The 14,898-nt window shown below is 70.7% G+C and carries 11 protein-coding genes; 5 read left to right on the top strand and 6 right to left on the bottom strand.

What is annotated here, in order from left to right; all coding sequences use genetic code 11:
• Positions 1-253 precede the first annotated feature (253 nt).
• The 4 genes from ligA to AB0M67_RS17205 form a co-directional block, all read right to left on the bottom strand.
• Entirely contained in the window at positions 254-2,458 is a 2,205-nt protein-coding gene (gene ligA, locus AB0M67_RS17220) for an NAD-dependent DNA ligase LigA (RefSeq protein WP_365746208.1), read from the bottom strand.
• 41 nt (positions 2,459-2,499) lie between these two features.
• Positions 2,500-3,453, bottom strand: coding sequence for a methionine synthase (locus AB0M67_RS17215; protein ID WP_365746207.1), 954 nt, complete (start codon positions 3,451-3,453; stop codon positions 2,500-2,502).
• Between the two features lie 143 nt (positions 3,454-3,596).
• A complete protein-coding gene (locus AB0M67_RS17210) occupies positions 3,597-4,286 on the bottom strand; it encodes an SDR family oxidoreductase (RefSeq protein ID WP_365746206.1) in 690 nt (229 codons plus the stop codon).
• 29 nt (positions 4,287-4,315) lie between these two features.
• On the bottom strand, positions 4,316-4,855 hold the full coding sequence (locus tag AB0M67_RS17205) for a TIGR00730 family Rossman fold protein (RefSeq protein WP_365746205.1): 540 nt from the start codon (positions 4,853-4,855) through the stop codon (positions 4,316-4,318).
• Between the two features lie 109 nt (positions 4,856-4,964).
• On the opposite strand from AB0M67_RS17205, the gene AB0M67_RS17200 reads away from it, so the two are divergent.
• The 3 genes from AB0M67_RS17200 to AB0M67_RS17190 all read left to right on the top strand — a co-directional run bounded on the left by AB0M67_RS17200 (position 4,965) and on the right by AB0M67_RS17190 (position 8,019).
• Positions 4,965-5,300: a DUF427 domain-containing protein gene (locus AB0M67_RS17200; RefSeq protein WP_365746397.1), complete on the top strand. Its 336-nt coding sequence runs from the start codon at positions 4,965-4,967 to the stop codon at positions 5,298-5,300.
• Positions 5,301-5,357: 57 nt separating this feature from the next.
• Positions 5,358-6,143: an alpha/beta hydrolase gene (locus tag AB0M67_RS17195; RefSeq protein ID WP_365746204.1), complete on the top strand. Its 786-nt coding sequence runs from the start codon at positions 5,358-5,360 to the stop codon at positions 6,141-6,143.
• 262 nt (positions 6,144-6,405) lie between these two features.
• The gene (locus tag AB0M67_RS17190; protein ID WP_365746203.1) at positions 6,406-8,019 is read left to right on the top strand and encodes a peptidoglycan-binding protein; all 1,614 of its coding nucleotides are present in this window, start codon (positions 6,406-6,408) and stop codon (positions 8,017-8,019) included.
• Positions 8,020-8,312: 293 nt separating this feature from the next.
• Here the strand turns inward: AB0M67_RS17190 and AB0M67_RS17185 are convergent, their stop codons facing one another.
• Positions 8,313-10,874 carry a beta-galactosidase gene (locus AB0M67_RS17185; protein ID WP_365746202.1) on the bottom strand — a complete coding sequence of 854 codons (2,562 nt, stop codon included), beginning with the start codon at positions 10,872-10,874 and terminating at the stop codon, positions 8,313-8,315.
• A 211-nt stretch (positions 10,875-11,085) separates the two neighbouring features.
• Between AB0M67_RS17185 and AB0M67_RS17180 the strand changes: the two genes are divergently transcribed.
• Complete coding sequence (locus AB0M67_RS17180; protein ID WP_365746201.1) at positions 11,086-12,780, top strand: alpha-amylase family glycosyl hydrolase; 1,695 nt, start codon at positions 11,086-11,088, stop codon at positions 12,778-12,780.
• On the opposite strand, the gene mnmA is transcribed toward AB0M67_RS17180, so the two are convergent.
• Positions 12,781-13,914 carry a tRNA 2-thiouridine(34) synthase MnmA gene (gene mnmA / locus AB0M67_RS17175; RefSeq protein WP_365746200.1) on the bottom strand — a complete coding sequence of 378 codons (1,134 nt, stop codon included), beginning with the start codon at positions 13,912-13,914 and terminating at the stop codon, positions 12,781-12,783.
• Between the two features lie 60 nt (positions 13,915-13,974).
• Here mnmA and AB0M67_RS17170 point away from each other — a divergent pair, with 60 nt between their 5' ends.
• Positions 13,975-14,679: an N-acetylmuramoyl-L-alanine amidase gene (locus tag AB0M67_RS17170; RefSeq protein WP_365746199.1), complete on the top strand. Its 705-nt coding sequence runs from the start codon at positions 13,975-13,977 to the stop codon at positions 14,677-14,679.
• Positions 14,680-14,898: the final 219 nt, after the last annotated feature.

Genomic DNA, 14,898 nt, shown 5'->3' with positions numbered 1-14,898 from the left:
TCTCACAGCCGGCGAAGCCGATGCCACGCGATGTCACGTTGTCATGCACACACGGCCGGAATCACACCACTCAGCCGTTCACGACAGGCGCACCTCTCAACAGTAGGCCGCTGAACGCTCCGACGGGCAGCGCTCTACAGCTGTTGCCCGAATGCGACCTGCCCATCCTTATCCATCTGGTATGCGCCGAACGGGTGAGCTTTGCGGCCCGAATTGGACGGGGTGGGACTCCGCTTTCCGGGGGATTGTCGCGCTACTCCTCGGGTGTGACCGATGCCTCTTCCGGCCTGATCGCGGCCTCCCTGGCCGCGTCCGGACCCTCTTCGAGCAGGATGGTGAACCCTTGTTCGTCCAGGACCGGAACCTTCAGTTGCATCGCTTTGTCGTACTTCGAACCAGGGTTCTCCCCGACCACCACGAAGGCGGTCTTCTTCGAGACAGCCCCGGTCACCTTCGCGCCACGGGTTTGAAGCGCCTCTTTCGCGCCATCCCTCGTGAACTGCTCCAGCGTGCCCGTGACGACGACCGTCAGGCCCTCCAACGGCCGTGGTGCCTCGTCCTCGCCGGTGCCCTCCTCCTCCATACGTACCCCGGCGGCCCGCCACTTGCGCAGAATCTCGCGGTGCCAGTCGACCTCGAACCAATCCTTGACGGAGGTGGCGATGATCGCCCCGACCCCGTCGACGTCCGCGAGCTCCTGCTCCGTCGCCTGCTCGATCCGGTCGATCGAGCGGAACTCCCTGGCCAGCGCCTCGGCGGCGACCGGCCCCACATGGCGGATGGAGAGCCCGGCGATGATCCGCGCCAGTGGGCGTTCCCTGGCCGCCGCGATATTCCCCAGCATCGCCAGGGCGTTCTTCTTCGGCTCGCCCTCCTGATTGGCGAAGACCGTGGCGACCTTCTCCTCGCCGGTCTTCGGGTCGCGCTTGGGCAGCCCGCTGTCCTGGTCGAGTACATACGCCTTGATGGGCAGCAACCGCTCGACCGTCAGATCGAAGAGATCGCCCTCGTCCACCAACGGCGGTGTGTCCGGCTCCAGCGGTCTGGTCAGGGCGGCGGCGGCCACATAGCCGAAGTTCTCGATGTCCAGGCACTTACGGCCGGCGAGATAGAACAGCCGCTCGCGCAACTGGGCCGGGCAGGTGCGGGCGTTGGGACAGCGGAGGTCGATATCGCCCTCCTTCATGGCCCGCAGCTCCGTACCGCACTCGGGACACACCGCCGGCATCTCGAACTCGTACGCGTCCTCGGGCCGCAGATCGATGACCGGGCCGAGGATCTCCGGGATGACATCGCCAGCCTTGCGGATCACGACCGTGTCACCGATCCAGACGCCCTTGGCCTTCACCACGTCCTGGTTGTGCAGTGTGGCGAACTCGACCTCGGAACCGGCGACCGTGACCGGCTCGACCTGCGCGTACGGCGTGACGCGCCCGGTGCGGCCGACACCCACCCGGATGTTCACCAGCTTGGTGTTGACCTCCTCGGGCGCGTACTTCCAGGCGATCGCCCAGCGCGGCGCGCGCGAGGTGGAGCCCAGCCGGCCCTGGAGCGGGATCTCGTCGAGCTTGACGACCACACCGTCGATCTCGTGCTCCACGGAGTGGCGGTGTTCGCCGAAGTACGCGATGAACTCCCGTACCTCCTCGATCGATCCGACCACCTTGTTGTGCCGGGCGGTCGGCAGCCCCCACCCGCGCAGCAGTTCGTACGCGTGCGAGAGGCAGTCGATGTCGAAGCCCTCACGGGCCCCGATGCCATGCACCACCATGTGCAGCGGGCGCGTGGCGGTGATCTTGGGATCCTTCTGGCGCAGTGAACCCGCCGCCGCGTTGCGCGGGTTGGCGAACGGCTTGTCACCGGCGGCCACCAGACGCGCGTTCAGCTCCTGGAACGCCTCCATCGGGAAGTAGACCTCGCCGCGGATCTCCACCAGAGCCGGGACGTGCTCGCCCGCCAGCCGGTGCGGAATCTCGGCGATCGTACGGACGTTGGGTGTGATGTCCTCGCCCGTACGGCCGTCGCCGCGGGTGGCGGCGCGGGTCAGTCTGCCGTGCTCATAGGTGAGATTGACCGCGAGCCCGTCGACCTTCAGCTCGCACAGATAGTGAAAATCGGGCGTGCCCACATCCTTGGCGACCCGGTCGGACCAGGCCGCCAGCTCCTCGTCGTCGAACGCGTTGTCCAGGGAGAGCATCCGCTCGCGGTGCTGGACCGCGGTGAAGTCCGTCTCGTACGCCCCCGCGACCTTCTGGGTCGGCGAGTCGGGCGTACGCAGCTCCGGATGCTCCTCCTCCAGCGCCTCCAGCGACCGCAGCAGCGTGTCGAACTCGCCGTCGCTGATGACCGGCTGGTCCTTCACGTAGTACCGGAAGCGGTGTTCCTCGATCTGCTCGGCGAGTCGGCCATGCCGCTCCCGTGCCTCGGCGGGCACCGCCGTCCGCTGTTCGCCAGCCACCGTTTCGTCCTCCCGTTCACCATGACCCGTCATCCGGATCGTCACTCAGGGTTGTCCACGAGGGATCTCGCGGCCCTGACGCAGTGCGCCATGGCGGCGCGCGCGTACGCGGGAGAGGCCCCCGCGAGCCCGCACGACGGGGTGAGCACCACGGACTCCGCGAGAATCCCCGGACTCAGCCCCAGCCTGCGCCACATCGTCCTGACACCCATGACGCTACCGGCAGGGTCTGACAATGGGCCGTCGGTGCCCGGCACGATTCCGGCGAGGAGTTTCGTTCCGCCCTCGACCGCCTCACCGATGCTGTCCTCGTCACGCTCGGTGAGCAGACCGAAATCGAACGAGACCGCCGCCGCGCCCGCCCGCCTCAGCAGAGCGAACGGGACATCGGGCGCGCAGGAGTGCACGACCGCCGTCCCGGCACTGAGCGCGGTCACCTCGCGCAGCGCGCTCTCCACGACCTGGCGGTCCACCGCGCGGTGCGTGCGGTAGCCGCTGGCGCTCCTGACATGGCCGCGCAGTACGGCGGTGAGGGACGGCTCGTCGATCTGGAGCACCGGCACGGCGCCGGGCACCCGGCGCCGTACCTCCGCGAGATGCGCGGTCAGCCCCTCCACCAGCGAGCCGGTCAGATCCCGGCAGGCTCCGGGGTCGCTCAGCGCCGACTCGCCGTTGCGCAGCTCCAGCGACGCGGCCAGCGTCCATGGTCCGACGGCCTGAACCTTGAGCGGGCCCTCGTACCCCTGGGTGAACTCCTCCAGCGCGTCCAGGTCCTCGCCCATCCAGGACCGGGCCCGCTTGGTGTCACGGCCCGGCCGGTCGCCGATCCGCCAGCCGCTGGGCTCCACACGCGCGTAGACCTCGACGAGCAGCCCGGTCGTCCGGCCGATCATGTCGGCGCCGGGGCCGCGGGCGGGCAGCTCGGGCAGATGCGGGAAGTCCTCGAAGCTGCCGGTCACGGCCTTGGCGGTCTCCCGCGCGTCACCGCCCGGCATCGAACCGATCCCCGTGGCGGCTCCCCAGACCCTCCCGGCCGGTTCTGCCGGCGCCCCGGCGCCCGGCTCGTTCCGCGGCTCATTACGCGGCTCATTACGCGATTCGTTGCGCGACTCATTACGCGACTCGTCCATCGGCGCGCTCACCGGCCCGGCCGTACGGTCACATCGTCGATCCGGGCGTCGCGCGGCAGGTCCAGCGCCGCGAGGATCGTCGTCGCCACGGACCCGGGGTCGATCCAGCGGGCGGGGTCGTACTCCTTGCCCTCCTGCTGGTGGATCTTGGCCTGCATGGGGCTCGCCGTACGGCCCGGATACACGGACGTCACCCGCAGGCCGCTCGCCCGCTCCTCCTCGCGCAGCGCGTCGGCGAGCGCCTTGAGGCCGTGTTTGGACGCGGCGTACGCCCCCCACTCGGCGTGCGCGCTGAGCCCGGCGCCCGAGTTGACGAAGATCACCTGGCCATGGGAGACCCGGAGTTGGGGCAGCAGGTGCCGGGTCAGCTCGGCGGGGGCGACCAGGTTCACATTCAGCTGGTGGTGCCAGGTCTTGGGGGTCAGGTCCCCGACAGCGGCCAGGTCGACGACGCCCGCGATGTGCAGCAGCGAGTCGAGCCTGTCCGGCAGCGACTGCTGGGCCAGCGCCCAGGAGAGCCGGTCCGGGTTGGCGAGGTCGCCGACGAGGGTACCGGCGCCGGGGAACGCCGAGGCGAGTTCCCCGGCGCGGCCGGCGTCACGGGCGAACAGGATCAGGTCGTCGCCGCGCTCGTGCAGCCGGCGCGCGACAGCGGCGCCGATGCCGGAGCCCGCACCGGTGATCAGATGGGTAGCCATGCGGTCATGGTCGCATCACCGCGCCCCGATCACTGAACGCCCGCGGACTCCTCCAGATAAGCGAGCGCGCTCACCCCGTCCTCGGCGAAGAACACCAGGTCGGTGAGGGGCAGCGGCAGGAAGCCGTCCTCGTCCATCCGCCGGAACTGCTGCTTCAGCCCGTCGTAGAAACCGGCTGTGTTGAGCAGCACCACGGGCTTGGTGTGCAGGCCGTGCTTCTTGAGCTCCAGGATCTCGGTGGCCTCGTCCAGCGTCCCCGTACCACCGACCATGATCACGACCGCGTCGGACTTGGCGAGCAGCAGGGCCTTGCGCTCGGCGAGGTCCTTGGCGATCACCATCTCGTCGGCCTCCGGGCGCGCGACGTCGCTGAGGAAGTCCACGGAGACACCGACCAGCCGCCCGCCCGTCGCACTCACACCGTCGGCGACCACTTTCATCAGCCCGCTGTCGGAGCCGCCCCATACGAGGGTGTGGCCGCCCTTGCCGATCAGTTCGGCGAATTCACGGGCGGGGCGGGTGTAGCGCTCGGGGAGATCGGCCGCGGAGAGGAAGACACAGATATTCATGAGGTAAACGGTACGGGCGGGAAGAGCCCGCCATGGTTCGTTGCTGAACGTACAGAGGGACCGCGCAAGGATGACGCGGGGGGAAACAGCCGCACCTCCGAAGGGGCAGATCATCATGACCGCAGGACACACCATCACCATCGAGCAGGGCACCGAGCATGTACGTGTGGTGAGCGACGGACAGATCGTCGCGGAGAGCCACAACCCGCTGCTCCTGCGCGAGACCGGCTGTCCGGTCCGCTACTACCTCCCGCCCGAGGACGTGCGCACAGATCTGCTGACGCCCTCCGACACCTCCACCCACTGCCCGTTCAAGGGCGACGCCTCGTACTGGTCGCTGCCCGGCGCGCCGGACGCCGTCTGGGCGTACCCCACGCCCAAGGCCGAAGTCGCCCAGGTCAAGGACCACTTCTGCTTCTACGGCACGGAGGTCGTCGGGGCCTGAGGAAAAAACTTCCCCCGCGAACGATGAGTTGCGCCGGGCACGCCGGTCTGAGTCGGTATGGACAATGTGTGCACGGTGACATCGGGGGACGGCACCCCGATCGCGTACCGGCGGTCGGGGGACGGCCCGTCGGTGATTCTGGTGGGGGGCGCGCTCAACACCGCCGAATCCGACGCCCCGTTGGCGAAGCTGCTCGCGCCGCGCTTCGACGTGATCACCTATGACCGGCGCGGGCGAGGCGCCAGCGGCGAGAGCGGTCCGTACGCGGTGGAGCGGGAGACCGAGGATCTGGCCGCGCTCGTCGAGGTGGCGGGCGGGAGCGCGTCCGTGTACGGCATGTCCTCGGGCGCGGCCCTGGTCCTGGAGGCGACGGCGGCGGGCGTGCCGATCACCCAGTTCGCCGTGTACGAGCCTCCTTACGCGACCGATCCGGCCGAGCTGCCGGGCAACGCGGCCTATCGCGAGCGGCTCATGGAGCTGCTGGCGCGGGGGCGGCGGGGCGAGGCGGTGGAGCTGTTCCTCTCGCTGGTGGGGATGGTGCCCGACATGATCGCCCGCGTGCGCCGGTCCCCGACGTGGCCGGAGCTGGCCGGGCTGGCGCACACCCTGGCGTACGACAACGCCGTACTGGGCCCGGGGCTCATCCCGGCCGACCGGCTGGCGACGATCAGGACCCGCGCGATGGTGGTGGACGGCGGCGCGAGCCCGCTGCCGCTGCGCGACGCCGCCCGTGCGGTGGCCCAGGCACTCCCCCGGGGCCGGCACCGCACACTGACGGGTCAGACGCATGAGGTGGCGCCCCATGTGCTGGCACCGGTCCTGGAGGAGTTCTTCGCGGCGTAGGGCTTCTCACCGGCAGGGCGTAAGGCTCTGCACGTAAGGCTTTTCACCGGTAAGCGCGCTTTCTGGTCGATGGGTCACTTCAGTGGCGTACGCGACGCGCGATCTTGACATGAGCATGACCACTCGATAGGAGTGGTGCGTTCAACTCGCGTAGACCCCCACTCGCCTACCCCCACGTACGCAGACCCACGCGCGTAGACCCACCTCGCGTCGCCCCCACAGATCCGCTCCGGCGGAGACCGCGAAACGGCCAGGAGGAAGCATGTACCGACGATCGACCCCAGGGAACAGGCCATGGCGGAGGACGCCGTCGAAGAGAACGGCGCTGTCCGCACTCGGCGGCCTGGTCACCACGGTGCTCCTCGCCACGGCCCAGTCCGCGGGCGCCGCGCCCGCGCCCGTCACCCCCTCGGACCGGGACGGCATGAGCCGGGCCTTCACCCGGGCCGCGGCCGAATTCCAGGTCCCCCGGGACCTGTTGGTGGCGGTCGGGTACGGCGAGACCCACCTCGACGGGCACCGGGGCGAACCCAGCCAGGCCAACGGCTACGGGGTGATGCACCTGGTGAGCAATCCCACGCACCGCACCCTGGAGAAGGCCGCCGAGCTGACCGGCGAGCCGAGCACGGAGCTGCGGGAGGACACGGCGGCGAACATCCGTGGCGGCGCGGCCGTGTTGCGCGCCTACGCCGACGGGCTGGGGCTGGACACCGCGGAGCGCGACAGCGTCGACGCGTGGTATCCGGTGGTGGCGCGGTACGGCGGGGCGAGCGACATCAGCACCGCGCGGCTCTACGCCGACACCGTCTACACGCTCCTCGCGCAGGGCATCGACGCGGACGTCGCGGGCGGCGAGAGCGTCACCGTACGGCCCCGCGCCGTCGAGCCCGAACGCGGCCCGTACGCGGCCACGGACGCGGACCGGCGGCGCGCCGCGCTCTCCCCCGACTACCCGGACGCGGCATGGGTGCCGGCCGGCTCGGCCAACTACGCCGCCGGCCGGTCCGCGTCGATCAGCAGTGTGGTCATGCATGTCACGCAGGGCTCCTACGCCGGGACCATCAGCTGGTTCCAGAACCCGGCCTCGCAGGTCAGCTCCCACTACGTGGTCCGCTCCTCGGACGGCGCCATCACCCAGATGGTCCGCGACAGCGACACCGCGTACCACGCCCGCTCGGCCAACTCCTCCAGCCTGGGGATAGAGCACGAAGGCTTCGTCAACGACCCGAGCTGGTTCACCGACTCGATGTACCGGTCGTCGGCCGCCCTCACCAGGTACCTGTGCGACCGGTACGGCATACCCAAGGACCGGGCGCATATCGTCGGCCACGCGGAGGTGCCGGGCAACGACCACACCGATCCGGGACCGAACTGGAACTGGAACTACTTCATGCAGTTGGTGGGAGGCGGCACCGGCGGCGGGGGCGGCGGAAGCGTCCAGTTGGGCTTCCCCTCGTACGACACCCTGCGCGGCGGTTCCACCGGTGCCCAGGTGAAGGCCGCTCAGACCCTGCTGAACCAGCAGGGGCACAACGCCGGCGCCGTGGACGGCGTCTTCGGCACCGGAACCGCGAACGCGGTCAAGTCCTTCCAGACCGCGCGCGGGCTGTCCGCGGACGGTGTTGTCGGCGCCCGCACCTGGACGGCCCTGCTCGCCGCGGGGACCACCGCCGAGGTGCGGGAGGGGAGTACGGGCGCCGTGGTGGAGCGTCTTCAGCGCGCGTTGACGGCGGCCCTCGGCCGGACCGTGTCCGCCGACGGCCGGTTCGGGCCGGGTACGGCCCAGGCCGTCCGCGAGTACCAGAGCGGCCGTGGTCTGTCCGCCGACGGCATCGCCGGTCCCGCGACCTGGTCGGCCCTTCAGGCGGGCCGGTAGCCGGACAGGGCCTGGGGCCTGTCGTTTGGATCTTGCCGGGCTCGCGTGCCCTGGCACCGCGCCTCGCCGCGTTGTCGTCACTCGCCTACGCTCCGCGTGGGCTCCCTCCTCCGCCTTGCGATCCACGGCACCAGACCCCGCTCCCTGATCCGGCCAGATCCAAACGACAGGCCCTGGCCCCCCGCTCCGACCGCGCCGACCCGTCCCATCGCGCCGATCGCGCCGATCGCAAGCGCACTGATCGTGCCGACGCACCGCGCGGCCCCGGGCTTTCCCCGGGGCCGCGCGGTGCGTCAGGCACGGCGGACGGTGAACTCGGCGCGCCGTACGCGCAGCACTGTCCGTCCGCCCTCCGTCGACACCCGGGCGCCGTCGCAGACCGCCCCGCCCTCCACCGCGACCACCGATTCCCCGCCTTCCGCGCCCGCGCCGCCTTCCCCGCCGAGCGCGCGGAAGGTCGCCCTGCCGTCGGCGACACCGGTGAGTTCCGCCGTCGCGTACGCGATCCGCATCCCGCCCGCCGCCAGTCCGAGCGGCAGCATCGCCGCCGTACGCCCCGGCAGACGCAGCCTCTCCCCGCCGAAGAGGGGTTTGCCGTGCTCGGTGACCGTGAAGTCCTGGTCGTATCCGGAGGAGACGTTGAAGGCGTGCAGCAGCCGTCCACGCGCCTCGTCCGCCGTCGTCAGCAGGAAGACACCCGGGTCGGTCGCGCTGTGCCGGAGGGCGGGGGTGGCGTCCAGGGCACGGAACGCGCGGCTCCAGAAGGTCAGATCGCACTGGTAGTCGGTGGTGATCACCACGGCCCGTCCCCGGCCCACGGGGATGTCGAAGCCACAGCCCTTGCCCGTGGAGAGCTCGCGCAGCACCGTCGTACCGCGCGCGGGCGCGCACAACTGGGCTCGCGAGAGGCGTACTTCCGGGAGGGGCGCCGCCCAGCCGGCCGCGGTGACCGAGAGCCAGAAACGGTTCGCGTCGGTCAGTGTGTCGCCGGCCGTGAGCCCCAGCGCTTCCGCGAGCACCGTGCACCGCCGGTCCGCCATGTCCTTGACCGGAAGCCTGCCGGACAGCAGCAGTTTTCCGCCCGCTTCCAGATAGCGGACCAGCCGGCGCTGGAGCTCCGCCCCCAGATGCTCCCCGGTGGCCAGCGCGAGCACCGGTACGCGCGCCGGGTCGAGTTCGCCCGCCTGGAGGTTGACGCTCCGGTAGCGGAAGCCGCCGAGGAGCATCGCGCGGGCCAGCGAGCCCCGGGGGCCGGCACCGCGCGTGTTCACCGCTTCGTCCAGCACGCGCTGGACCGACGCGAGCTTCGGCGGGTGGTACTCGGTCAGATAGTGATCGGGTACGAAGCCGAGCGCCACCTCGTCATAGGTCGCCCGCATCGGCGCGAGGACCTCGGCCAGCCCGCCCATGGCACGTACCGTCCGGCGCGTCGACGCGTAGCTGACGCCCGGACGGCCCTCCGGATCGACCGGCGCCGCGAAGCCGTGCCGCTCGCCCGTGATGCCGATGCGGTCGTTACCGTCACCCACCGGTGTGTCGAGCTTCGGGTTGAATCCGCCCGCGAACAGGTAGTAGTTGATCATTTTCGCGCCCTGCGCGACACAGAGGCGGGTCTTCAGATCGACCCCGGACGGGCTGGTCTGACTGTCCATGTTCTGCCCGTAGTCGGCATGCCCCGCGTCGAACTCCAGAGCCGTGACAGGTTGATCCTTGTCATTGACCGCATCCATGAAGGCATTGATCAGATACAGATCGGTGACATTGCGCAGCGTCAGATCGCCCAGATAGAAGTCCGCGCCGGAGATCGTCCCCTCGATCCCCGCGTAGGTCTCCATCAGCTGGCTGATGCCGATGGGGAACGGCTCGGCACGGCTGTCCGAGGTGCCGTGGATATTGATGACGAACGGGACGCCCGTGACGCCGTGCGTCTCGGCGGCCCGGCGCAGCTCGGTGACGTACCGCGCGAAGCGGCCCCGCATGAACCGGCCCAGATCGTGCATCAGGGCCGCGCCATAGGCGTCCTCGGGGTGCCGGATCGCCTTGCGCCGTCCGGCCGGGTCCGCGCCGGCGAACGGGTAGCGGCCGGCCAGCTCGTCCCCGTACTCCTCGCGCAGCCAGCCGTCGAAGTCCGCCGTCAGATGGTCCGTCAGATCGGGCGAGTTGCTGACCCACGCCAGCATGCCGATCTCGTTGTCGAGCTGTACGGAGACGACGGGGCCGCCCCTGCCGCGCAGCCGTTCCGCGAGCACCGGCATCACCGCCGCGTACCAGCGGCGCGCCTCCTGCAGGAAGGCGGGCGCGAGGTAGTCGACGGTGGGGGTGGTGGCGGGGGCGTCGTACCAGCCGGTGGAGACGATCTCCGGGTGGTCATCGCGCACCCGGTCGGGGACGCCCTCGCCCTTGAGTTCGGCCATCGTGAAGGGGCCGGGGCGGGCTATGAAGAGGAAGCCGTTGCGGTGGCAGAGATCGATGAAGGCGCCGAGGTCGCGTTCGGGGCGGGTACGGCCGGTGACATCGATGGTGCCGTCCGGGAGCTCGTGCCACATCCAGGGGATGTACGAGGCGATGGTGTTGAGGCCGGCGGCCTTCGCCCGGTCGAGCCGTGACTGCCAGTCCGCCCGCTTCAGCCGGAAGTAGTGGATCTCGCCGGCGAGGACGAGCGCGGGCTCGCCATCGACAAGAAACTGCTTGTTCCGATACGAGACAGAGCCGGCCGGGGCCGCGGGCGCTTCCCGCACGGCTTGCGCCGCGTGCGCGGCCGGGGCGGCCGGTGCGGAGAGGCCCGCGGTGGCGAGTGTGCCGAGGGCGGCGCCGCCCAGGACCGTGCGGCGGCGTGGTGCGGGGACATGCGTCATGGCGTCGTACTTCCTCAGTCGTACTTCCTCAGTGGAGGAGAGCGGGTGGCGGCTCCGGGTGCGTATGGCAGCATGTATGCGCTGCCTGTATGCGCATACAGAACCCTGGGGGAGGCTCTTCGACACCCACAAGAGTCCGCCCGGTCACGCTTCTGTAACGGGCATGACAAGCTGAACTCCCGGTCACCGCAGGGAAAGGCCGTGCCGACCCATGACTCCGTACCGACCCGCGACTCCGTTCCGCCCCGCCCCCGCCTGGCTCGCCGACGCCGTCTTCTACCAGATCTACCCGCAGTCGTTCGCCGACTCCGACGGCGACGGCATCGGTGACTTCGCCGGTATCACCGGCCGCCTCGACCATCTCGCCTGGCTCGGCGTGAACACGGTCTGGCTCAACCCCTGTTTCGCCTCGCCCTTCCGTGACGCGGGATACGACGTCAGCGACTACTTCACCGTCGCGCCCCGCTACGGCACCGACGACGATCTCGCCCGGCTGGTGGACGAGGCCCGCCGGCGCGGCATACGCGTCCTGCTCGACCTCGTCGCCGGACACACCTCCGACCGGCACCCCTGGTTCACGGCATCCGCCGACGACCCCGAGGACCACCGCTACATCTGGGCCGGTCCCCACACCACACACACCGGATCCGGAACGGACGCGCCACCGCACACCGGATCCGGGACGGACGCGCCACCGCCCGCCGGGTTCGTGGCCTCTCCCGGCACCCGCCCCGGCGCCTATCTGCCGAACTTCTTCGACTCGCAGCCCGCGCTCAACTTCGGCTACGCGCGCCGGGATCCGGCCGAACCCTGGCGTCAGGCCCCCGACGCCCCGGGTCCCCGGGCCAACCGCGCCGCCCTGCGGGAGATCATGGACCACTGGCTCGGTCTCGGGCTGGCCGGCTTCCGCGTCGACATGGCCGCCTCGCTCGTCAAGGACGACCCCGGCCGGAACGAGACCCGCAAGCTCTGGACCGAGCTGCGCCACTGGCTCGACGCCGCCCATCCCGAGGCGGTCCTGCTCGCCGAGTGGGGCGATCCTGCCGTATCGGTCCCCGCCGGATTCCACACCGATTTCTTCCTCCAGTTCGGCGGCCCGACCGAGGGACGTCCCCTGCGCTCCCTGTGGAACAACCGGCACGGCACGGACAATGACGGCTGGGACCCGGTCGACTGCTACTTCGACCCCGATGGCAAGGGCTCACCGAGCACCTTCGTGGACGCCTGGCGGGACGCCGTCTCCGTCATCGGTGCCGGCGGGCATGTCGCCCTGCCCACCGCGAACCACGACTTCGCGCGCCTCAACTGCGGCCCGCGCACCGCCGAACAGCTCCCCGCCGCCTTCGCCTTCCAGCTCACCTGGCCGACCCTGCCCGCGATCTACTACGGCGACGAGATCGGCATGCGCTTCATCCCCGGCCTGCCCGACACCGAGGGCAGCGTCCTGGGCCCGCGCTACAACCGGGCGGGCTCCCGTACGCCCATGCAGTGGGACGACACCCCGAACGCGGGCTTCTCGGCCGTCTCCGCCCCGGACAGCCTCTACCTCCCCCTCGACCCGAGCCCCGACCGCCCCACCGTCGCCGCCCAGCGGGCCGACGAGGGCTCGCTGCTCCATCTCGTACGCCGTCTGATCGCCCTGCGCCGGGCGACGCCGGAACTCGGCCCGGCGGGCGGCGTCGAGGTGCTCCACTCCGGCTACCCGTTCGTCTACGTCAGGGGCGGGCGCCATCTCGTGGTCGTCAACCCGCGCGCGACCCCGGCCGACTTCACGGCGGACGCCCTCGACACCACGTACGCACACGCACTCGAAGTCTCCGGCGTGGCGGTCGACGGCGACACGATCACGGCCCAGGGCTTCGCGTACGGCGTGTTCGACCTCACACCCCCGAAGCCCGCGGGCTGATCAGCCCGCCAGGGCTCCCGTACGCCGCTCCGTCGTCGCGATCGTCGCCGAGCCGACCACACGCGTGCCGTCGTACAGCACGATCGCCTGGCCCGGCGCCACGCCGCGTACGGGCTCCTCGAAGCGGACATGGAGTGTGCCGTCGGCCAGCTCCGCCGTCACCGCGGTCTCGCCGCCGTGGGCGCGCAGCTGGGCGGTGTAGCCGCCGGGGCCGGCGGGGGGCGTGCCGCACCAGCGGGGCTTGCGGGCGGTCAGCGCCGTGACATCCAGCGCGGCGGCGGGACCGACCGTCACCGTGTTGTCGACCGGTGAGATGTCCAGCACATAGCGCGGCTTGCCGTCGGGGGCCGGGTGGCCGATCCGCAGGCCCTTGCGCTGGCCGATGGTGAAGCCGAACGCGCCGTCGTGGCTGCCCACCTTCGTACCGGACTCGTCGAGGATGTCGCCCTCAGCCCGGCCGAGCCGGTCCGCCAGGAAGCCCTGGGTGTCGCCGTCCGCGATGAAGCAGATGTCATGGCTGTCGGGCTTCTTCGCCACCGCCAGGCCCCGGCGCTCGGCCTCCGCGCGGATCTCGTCCTTGGTGGTGAGGGTGTCGCCGAGCGGGAACATCGCGTGGGCGAGCTGACGCTCGTCGAGGACTCCCAGTACGTACGACTGGTCCTTGGCCATGTCGCTCGCGCGGTGCAGCTCACGGGCGCCGTCGGGGCCCATGACGACCGTCGCGTAGTGGCCCGTGCACACGGCGTCGAAGCCGAGGGCGAGCGCCTTGTCGAGCAGCGCGGCGAACTTGATCTTCTCGTTGCAGCGCAGACACGGGTTCGGGGTGCGGCCCGCCTCGTACTCCGCGACGAAGTCCTCGACGACGTCCTCACGGAAGCGTTCGGCGAGATCCCACACATAGAACGGGATGCCGATGACATCGGCGGCGCGGCGCGCGTCGCGGGAGTCCTCGATGGTGCAGCAGCCGCGCGCGCCGGTACGGAAGGACTGCGGATTCGCGGAGAGCGCGAGATGCACGCCGGTCACGTCGTGGCCCGCCTCGGCGGCGCGGGCGGCGGCCACGGCGGAGTCCACGCCGCCCGACATGGCGGCGAGTACGCGAAGAGGGCGAGTGCGCTGGGAATTCTGAGTCATAGCCCAACCAGGGTACGGCCCGGGGGAACCACAGTCGCGCGAGTATGCGTTGACGATCACATGGGCGAGAACACACAGGGCACGACGGGCAGCGGCGCGGGCGGGAGCCATCGCGCGGGCGGGAGCCGTCGCGCGCCGTCGGACGGCACGAAGGTCCGCCGCCGGGCGGTGCTGATCGGCGGCGCGGCGGCCGTGCTCGGCGGGGGCGTGCTCGCGCGGGAGGAGCTGGGGCATCTGTGGTACCGCGTTCCCGGCGTCGCCAAGCCGCGCAAGGAGGGTGAGCTGGACTACGCGGGCTCCGAGTGGGTGGCGGCGTCCTCCGCGAACTGGCGACGGGCGGACCGCCCCGACGACTACACGATCGACCGGGTGGTGATCCATGTCGTCCAGGGCAGCTACCAGGTCGCGCTGAAGGTCTTCCGCGACCCCGGCCATGGCGCCGCCTCGCACTATGTGGTGCGCAAGGACGGCCATGTGGCACAGATGATCCGCGAGCTGGACGTGGCGTACCACGCGGGCAACCGCGAGTACAACGAGCGCTCCATAGGTATCGAGCACGAGGGCTGGGTGGACAACGCCTCGTCCTTCACGGACGCGATGTACCGCTCCTCGGCGCGGCTGACCGCCGATATCTGCAGGCGGTACGCGATACCCGTCGACCGCGAGCACATCGTCGGGCATGTGGAGGTCCCCGGCACGGACCACACGGACCCGGGGACGAAGTGGGACTGGGACCGCTACATGAAGTTCGTGGCGGACGCCTGAACCCCGCGCGGCACGCGGACCTGAACCCCGCGCGGCACGCGAACCTGAGCCCCGCGCGGCACGCGGAGGTGTACCCCGTGCGGCACGCGGAGGTGTACCCAGCACCACCCCCGCATCCGGGCCCTATGCCCAATGTGGCGGCCCTCCCCCGTCCGTAGCGTCATGGACGAGCGGGACGCACGGGCGTCACGCCGGGCGCCGAGAGCGTCCGAACGGGGA

It is taken from the genome of Streptomyces sp. NPDC051662 (assembly GCF_040681655.1).
Taxonomy (GTDB): Bacteria; Actinomycetota; Actinomycetes; order Streptomycetales; family Streptomycetaceae; genus Streptomyces.
This window is presented reverse-complemented; position numbering and strand designations above follow the sequence as displayed.

Excerpts from the sequence above, each read along its gene's own strand:
- AB0M67_RS17170 (WP_365746199.1), top strand. The coding sequence starts at position 13,975 with ATGGGCGAGAACACACAGGGCACGACGGGCAGCGGCGCGGGCGGGAGC.
- AB0M67_RS17195 (WP_365746204.1), top strand. The coding sequence starts at position 5,358 with ATGGACAATGTGTGCACGGTGACATCGGGGGACGGCACCCCGATCGCG.
- AB0M67_RS17205 (WP_365746205.1), bottom strand. The coding sequence starts at position 4,855 with ATGAATATCTGTGTCTTCCTCTCCGCGGCCGATCTCCCCGAGCGCTAC.
- AB0M67_RS17210 (WP_365746206.1), bottom strand. The coding sequence starts at position 4,286 with ATGGCTACCCATCTGATCACCGGTGCGGGCTCCGGCATCGGCGCCGCT.
- AB0M67_RS17190 (WP_365746203.1), top strand. The coding sequence starts at position 6,406 with ATGTACCGACGATCGACCCCAGGGAACAGGCCATGGCGGAGGACGCCG.
- AB0M67_RS17180 (WP_365746201.1), top strand. The coding sequence starts at position 11,086 with ATGACTCCGTACCGACCCGCGACTCCGTTCCGCCCCGCCCCCGCCTGG.
- AB0M67_RS17215 (WP_365746207.1), bottom strand. The coding sequence starts at position 3,453 with ATGCCGGGCGGTGACGCGCGGGAGACCGCCAAGGCCGTGACCGGCAGC.
- AB0M67_RS17185 (WP_365746202.1), bottom strand. The coding sequence starts at position 10,874 with ATGACGCATGTCCCCGCACCACGCCGCCGCACGGTCCTGGGCGGCGCC.
- mnmA (WP_365746200.1), bottom strand. The coding sequence starts at position 13,914 with ATGACTCAGAATTCCCAGCGCACTCGCCCTCTTCGCGTACTCGCCGCC.